The organism is Pseudomonas sp. 05T35 (assembly GCF_056396605.1).
On the sequence record NZ_JBFTLU010000374.1, the window covers coordinates 1 to 4,593 of the forward strand.

4 protein-coding genes are annotated in these 4,593 nt (G+C 58.9%); 3 read left to right on the forward strand and 1 reads right to left on the reverse strand.

Translation table 11 applies throughout. The features are described from left to right. Nucleotides 1-1,237: acyl-CoA dehydrogenase C-terminal domain-containing protein (locus AC1DH9_RS23050; protein WP_477808838.1), on the forward strand; the 1,237-nt coding region annotated here is incomplete at its 5' end. Nucleotides 1,238-1,474: 237 nt separating this feature from the next. On the opposite strand, the gene AC1DH9_RS23055 is transcribed toward AC1DH9_RS23050, so the two are convergent. Next, nucleotides 1,475-2,404: a LysR family transcriptional regulator gene (locus AC1DH9_RS23055; RefSeq protein ID WP_427545625.1), complete on the reverse strand. Its 930-nt coding sequence runs from the start codon at nucleotides 2,402-2,404 to the stop codon at nucleotides 1,475-1,477. Nucleotides 2,405-2,505: 101 nt separating this feature from the next. Here AC1DH9_RS23055 and AC1DH9_RS23060 point away from each other — a divergent pair, with 101 nt between their 5' ends. Together AC1DH9_RS23060 and AC1DH9_RS23065 are read left to right on the forward strand one after the other, a co-directional pair. Continuing rightward, nucleotides 2,506-3,204 (forward strand): MOSC domain-containing protein, encoded by a 699-nt coding sequence (locus tag AC1DH9_RS23060; RefSeq protein ID WP_427545627.1) that lies wholly within the window; start codon nucleotides 2,506-2,508, stop codon nucleotides 3,202-3,204. Continuing rightward, nucleotides 3,201-4,478, forward strand: a complete 1,278-nt coding sequence (locus tag AC1DH9_RS23065) for an aspartate aminotransferase family protein (RefSeq protein WP_427545629.1) — start codon at nucleotides 3,201-3,203, stop codon at nucleotides 4,476-4,478. Before AC1DH9_RS23060 ends, AC1DH9_RS23065 begins: the two co-directional genes overlap by 4 nt. Nucleotides 4,479-4,593 lie beyond the last annotated feature (115 nt).

A 4,593-nucleotide genomic window follows, 5' to 3' on the forward strand; every position in this document is an offset into this window, starting at 1 on the left:
GGCCGAACCGCAAGCAGACGGTTCCTACAAGGTCAGCGGAACCAAGATCTTCATCACCGGCGGTGAACATGACCTGACCGAAAACATCATTCACCTGGTGCTGGCCAAACTGCCGGATGCCCCTGCGGGTCCGAAAGGTATTTCGCTGTTCCTGGTTCCGAAGTTCATGGTCAACGCCGACGGCAGTCTCGGCGCGCGTAACCCGGCTAACTGCGGTTCGATCGAACACAAAATGGGCATCCAGGCATCCGCTACCTGCGTGATGAACTTCGACGAAGCCGTGGGTTACCTCGTGGGTGAGCCGAACAAAGGCCTGGCGGCCATGTTCACCATGATGAACTACGAGCGTCTGGGCGTTGGTATCCAGGGCCTGGCCAGTGGCGAGCGCTCTTACCAGAACGCGGTTGAATACGCCCGTGATCGCCTGCAAAGCCGTTCGCCGACCGGGGCGCAGAACAAAGACAAGGTCGCCGACCCGATCATCGTTCACCCGGACGTGCGTCGCATGCTGTTGACCATGAAGGCCTCGAATGAAGGCGGCCGGGCATTCTCGACCTACGTGGCCATGCAGCTGGACACCGCCAAGTTCAGCGAAGACGCGACCACCCGCAAACGCGCTGAAGACCTGGTGGCCTTGCTGACGCCGGTCGCCAAGGCATTCCTCACGGATCTGGGCCTGGAAACCACCGTTCACGGCCAGCAGGTCTTCGGCGGCCACGGCTACATTCGCGAGTGGGGCCAGGAACAACTGGTGCGTGACGTGCGGATCACCCAGATCTACGAAGGTACCAACGGCATTCAGGCGCTGGACCTGGTCGGGCGCAAGATCGTCGGCAGCGGCGGGGCGTACTACAAGTTGTTTGCTGATGAGATTCGCCATTTCACCGCCACCGCGAGCGCTGATCTGGCCGAGTTCACCAAACCATTGAACGACGCTGTCGACACGCTGGACGAGCTGACCGCCTGGTTGTTGGACCGCGTGAAAAATAACCCGAACGAAATCGGCGCAGCCTCGGTCGAGTATCTGCAAGTGTTTGGCTATGTGTCCTACGCCTACATGTGGGCACTGATGGCCAAGGCAGCCTTTGGCAAAGAGGCGCAGGACGACTTCTACGCCAGCAAACTGGGCACTGCACGCTTCTACTTCGCTCGCCTGCTGCCACGGATTCATTCGCTGAGCGCTTCGGTCAAGGCCGGTAGTGAGTCGCTGTTTCTGTTGGATGCGGCGCAATTCTGAGAAGTGTAACGTCATGTAAGCATTTGCTTACGTGACGTGCTGCTGTTTTCCCCCTGTTCCAAAATTGGATCCAGAGCTAATCTACTTCACATGGACGTCGCGCAGGAAGCGCAAAGCAATAACACGGACACGTAGGATTCTGCCAGGACGGCGGAGTGAAATGGATGTCAGGGAAACAGTCTGCAAAGCCCCGCTTCGGCGGGGTTTTCTTTTGCCTGCGATTTGTGTTTTTACCGTTCAGCCTTGAACATCCAGTACCGTCGGGCTCGTCATCCGCCCGGCCGGGCCGTTCATCACGTCTTCCAGCAGGTTGCGCAGCAACTCCAGCGTCGCTTGCTGACGTTGAACGTCGCGACAGACCAATCCAACTTTCAGTGGGACCCGCGGCTCACTCAAGGGTTTCCACAAGAGTGCCTTGTTTCCATGTTCCTGCTGCGAGCGTCCGGGTAGGACAGTGGCCAGTCTGGTGTGGGGCAAACTGTCGAGGATCCCCGCCATGTTGTTCAGTTCCGCCTGTACTTGCGGGCGGCGTCCGAGATTGGCCAGTTGTCCCTGCCAGATCTGCCGGACCTGAAACTCTTCCCCCAGCAACAGCATCGGCAACTCCGCTGCCTGACTCATGGAGACTTTCTTGAATTCACGCAACGGATGATCGGCAGGGATGACCAGGGTCAGTTCGTCTTCATACAGCAAAACGCCATGCAGCCCTGGCTGGCGCGGCGGCAGATAGCTGATACCGATGTCGAGTGAGCCATTGAGCAGTCGACGTTCAATTTCCAGCCCCGTGAGTTCGTAGATCTGTACCACCAGGTGTGGTTGCGCCTTGCGTACACGCTCCAGCATTTTGGGCACCAGGCTGGTGTGAACGGTTTGCAGCACGCCGATGGCCAAGGTGCGTAACGCCTGACCCTTGAAGTTGCCCAAGGCCTCGCACGCACGCTGCAGGCCGTCGAGCAAGGGCAGGGCGTGGTTGTACAAGGTATGCGCGGCCAGGGTAGGCAGCAGGCGTTTACTGCTGCGTTCGAACAGGCCCACGTCGAGGTTTTGTTCCAGTTGGCGGATCTGCTGCGACAGCGCCGGCTGGGAGATCGACAGGCGTTCGGCAGCCCGTCCGACATGGCCTTCTTCATACACCGCGACGAAATAACGCAGTTGCTTAAAATCCATAAGTAATTCTTATCGAAAAAGCTGGAAAATCGAAATGGCTCAGCGCCTGACAGAAGCCTAGTCTAACCGCATTCACAAGGCTTACAGGGCCAGAAAGCGCGATGAATACCGTTTACGTTGATGGTGTTTACATAGGCAAGGCAAAAAATCTCGGACAGGGTTTGATCTGCGATACCGACAAACAGCGGATTGCCAATCGACTCTGGTTGTGGCCTCAAGGCCTGGGCAGCGATGAACACGGCGATCCGCGTTTTCATACTGGCCCCGAACGCGCCCTGCATCATTACCCGTCCGAACACTACGCTTACTGGCGCAAACGTTATCCACAGATCGACTGGAACGCGCCGGCCTTCGGTGAAAACCTTTCAACCCGCGGCCTGACCGAAGAGCAGGTGTGCCTCGGCGATATGTTTCGCTGGGGTGGTGCGTTGTTGCAGATCAGCCAGCCGCGCTCACCGTGTTATCGGTTGAGCCATCGCTGGGGTGTGCCGATCTTGCCGCAACTGGCCCAGGACACGGGACGCTGCGGCTGGTTCTACCGCGTTCTCAAGCCTGGTTTTGTCAGCGCCGATCAGCCGTTCGAGCTGATCCAGCGCAGCTACCCTGGCCTGACTGTGGCCTGGGCGTTGCGCTGTTTTTATCAAGAGCCGCTTGAGCATGCCGGTTTGAAAAAACTCGTCGACTGTCCGGCGCTGTCTTCGCGCTGGCGTGATATTGCACTCAAACGCTTGCGCACCGGGCGCGTCGAGGATTGGTCTTCGCGTCTGCTGGGTTCGCCGCTTGAGGGAATGCGCGCATGAACCTGTTCAGCCTGCGTCGCCAACAGCCGAGCCTGGATGATCTGGTGGTGAAGCATTTTCGGCCCTCCAGGCACGACAACCTTTCCAGCGAGTGCCTGATGCCCAGTGTCGAGCGACCCCAGCAAGTTTTCGTTCGCGGTCAGGGTTCCTGGCTCTGGGACAGTGACGACCGAGCGTATCTGGATTTCACCCAAGGTGGCGCGGCCAACAGCCTCGGCCATAGCCCATCGGTGCTGATCAAAGCCATCTCCGCTCAAGCGCAAACGCTGATCAATCCGGGTTCGGGCCTGCTTAACCGTGGCCAACTCAATCTGGCCGAACGTTTGTGCGCCAGTACCGGCAGCGACAAGGTTTATCTGCTCAACAGTGGCAGTGAAGCTTGCGAAGCGGCGATCAAGCTGGCGCGTAAATGGGGGCAACTGCATCGTGGCGGTGCATCGCGAATCATCACCGCCAGCGGTAGCTGCCATGGTCACGGCTTTGCGGCCATGTCCGCGTCGGATTGTCAGAACAATCGCTTTGAGCCGCAACTTCCGGGTTTCAGCCACGTTCCGTTCAATGATTTACCTGCGTTACATGCGGCGGTAGATGCGCAGACCGTCGCCATCATGCTCGAACCTATTCAGAGTTCAGCCGGTGTCGTTCCGGCGACTGAGCATTACCTCAAAGGTGTCGAGCACCTATGCCGTGAGTTGGGGATTTTGCTGATTCTCGACGAAGTGCAAACCGGGATTGGCCGTTGCGGCAGTCTGCTTGCCGAACAGTTTTACGGCGTGCGCGCCGACATTGTTGTGCTGGGCAAAGGGCTGGGCGGTGGGGTGCCAGTGGCGGCGCTTCTGGCGCGCGGCAAAGCCTGCTGCCTCGAGTCGGGCGAGCTGGATGGCACTCATCACGGCAACGCGTTGATGGCCTCGGCGGCGCTGGCGGTTCTGGACAGCGTGCTGGATCACGGCTTCCTCGAGCACGTTCGCGATAGCGCTCAACACCTGCGCGAAGGCTTGAGTCGATTGGCCAACCGTTACGGGCACGGTGAACTACGTGGCCAAGGGCTGCTCTGGGGCCTGACACTGAGTGACGATTCAGCTGACGCCGTGGTGAACGCCGCGCTGTACGAAGGTTTGCTGTTGAGCGCTCCGAAACCCGATTGCCTGCGGTTTACGCCGGCGCTGACAGTCAGCAAGGCCAATGTCGACGAAATGCTCCTGCGCCTGGCTCGAGCTTTCTCCCGGGTGCGCACGGCCCAACTCCAATGCCGCAAAGGCGTCGCGGTCTGAACAGACCAGCACTTCTCTAATTCCCTAACCGTCTTGCGGTATAACGCGTCGCCCCATGCCTGACTCTTTTGGCATGGGGCGTTTTTTTGTCTCAGCGATTTTCCAAACCCTACTC